Genomic DNA, 1,920 nt, shown 5'->3' with positions numbered 1-1,920 from the left:
CTCCGCCGCCCCGGCGTCCGCCCCGCGCCGCCCCAGCCAGGTCCGGCGGCTGGCCGCCGATGTGCTCCCGCCGGTGGTGACGCGCGCGATCCGCAAGCGCCGCCGCGCCTGATCCGGCCGCGCGCCTGATCCGGCCGCGCGCCTGATCCGGCCGTGCGCCTGATCCGGCCGTGCGCCTGATCCGGTCCTGCGCCCGGCTGGCCGCCGCCGTCCGGCGACGGTCACGCCGGGGCTACCGGCGGCTCGCGGTCGGTGCGCCGAGGGTTCGGCGGACGGCGTCGCGGAGGGCCGGACCGGCCTCCAGCTCCTCGGCCCGGAACCGGAGGTGCGGTTCAGGGCGGCGGGGTCGACGCCGGTGCCGCGAGTGAGCAGCGCCCCGAGGCGGCGCACCACCGTGGCGGCCTCATCGCGCAGGCCTGGACCCCGTCGCCGGCGTCGCCACCTGACGCACCGCTAGGGCCGCCGCAGGGCCGGGTGGTCCGCGACCACCGTGCAGGATCCCGGTGCGATCTCGGTGAAGCCCGCGTCCCGTACGACCGGCAGACCGCTCCCGGTGAGCGCGCTCCACCGCTCGGCCGACGCGGTCCGCACCGCCAGCGGGAACCCGGCCTCGCGCCAGGCCGCCCGCTGGGCGTCGTCCAGCTTCCACCACGCCAGCTGCGCACCGTGCCCGGCCTGCGCCATCGCCTTGCCCGCCGACATCCCGACCTCCGGACTCAGCCACAGGATGGGCCCGGCCGGGTCCGGCGGGGGCGGTGGCGCGGGGTCGTCCAGGTCGGTGCCGGAGACCTGGAGCTTGGCCAGCTCCTTGGGCCACCCGTCCAGCGGCACCGGCGGGAACACCCGCACCTCGGCCGCCGGGCCGTCGCCCTCGGCCGCTTCCGCCCGGCCCGTGAGCGTGATGCCCGGCAGCGTCTGGGCGCGCCGCCACTCCGCGCCCCGCGCCCGCCGCACGACCTTGCGGATCCGGGCGTCCTGCCAGTCCCGCACGGCCTCGGCCCACTCGCCGTCCTCCGCCGTCGACCGCTCGTCCGACAGCAGCACCAGCACCGCTCGCGCCGCCGTCTCCAGGGCGTCCGTACGGGCCGGGGGCGCGGCCTTCTCGATCCGCACCACCAGGGGCAGCACGAACTGCGGCGCCGCGTCCCGGTCCGTCTCCGCGTGCCGGAACGGACTGCTGAGGGGGACGGGCGGAGGGCTGGTGGGGAGGGCGTCCGAACTGGTCACGCGGTCCAGTCTGCCAGCACCCGCCGACAGCGGCGGCGGGCCGCCGCCCGAGTGCCTATGCTCAACCAGCATGAGACTGCGAGGAGTCGGGCGCCGTTACGGCCTGGCCGGGCCCTGGGTGCTGCGCGGCGTCGACCTCGAGGTGCCGCCCGGCTCGCTGACCCGGGTCGAGGGGACGAACGGCAGCGGCAAATCCACCCTGCTGCGGCTGCTCGCCGGAATCGACGCCCCCACCTCCGGCCGGATCACCGGCCGCCCGCGCACCGCGTACGTCCCCGAGCGGTTCCCCGCCGAGCTGCCCTTCTCCGTCCTCGGCTACCTCACACACCTGGGCCGGATCCACGGCCTGCGCCGGGCCGAGGCGGCGCACGGGGCGGGGGAGTGGCTGGAGCGGTTCGGCGCGGACGAGTACGCGGCCACCCCGCTCGCCGAGCTGTCCAAGGGCACCAGCCAGAAGGTCGCCGTCGCCCAGGCGCTGCTGGCCGCGCCCGCCCTGCTCGTCCTCGACGAGGCCTGGACCGGCCTCGACCGGACCGCGCGCGGCGTCCTGGACGAGGCGGTCGCCGAGCGGGTCGCCGACGGCGCCGCGGTCGTCTTCGTCGACCACGACCCGCGCCGCCTGGCCGGGGCCCCGGACGCGGTGTTCCGCGTCGCGGACGCCCGCCTGGAGCCGGTGCCGGTCCCGGCGCCCGG

General features: G+C 78.2%; 2 protein-coding genes and 1 pseudogene. 1 reads left to right on the top strand and 2 read right to left on the bottom strand.

The genetic code is table 11. The annotated features are described in order from the left end of the window. Positions 1-277: 277 nt before the first annotated feature. A pseudogene (locus tag EEJ42_RS53305) lies at positions 278-426 on the bottom strand (LysR family transcriptional regulator); the annotation flags it as partial. A 27-nt stretch (positions 427-453) separates the two neighbouring features. Next, complete coding sequence (locus EEJ42_RS31795) at positions 454-1,227, bottom strand: peptidyl-tRNA hydrolase (protein ID WP_342778358.1); 774 nt, start codon at positions 1,225-1,227, stop codon at positions 454-456. Positions 1,228-1,297: 70 nt separating this feature from the next. Between EEJ42_RS31795 and EEJ42_RS31790 the strand changes: the two genes are divergently transcribed. After that, positions 1,298-1,920 (top strand): ABC transporter ATP-binding protein (locus EEJ42_RS31790; protein ID WP_123105343.1); only part of this gene is annotated, 623 nt, incomplete at its 3' end.

It is taken from the genome of Streptomyces botrytidirepellens, assembly GCF_003721215.1.
Classification (GTDB): domain Bacteria; phylum Actinomycetota; class Actinomycetes; order Streptomycetales; family Streptomycetaceae; genus Streptomyces; species Streptomyces himastatinicus.
This window is presented reverse-complemented; position numbering and strand designations above follow the sequence as displayed.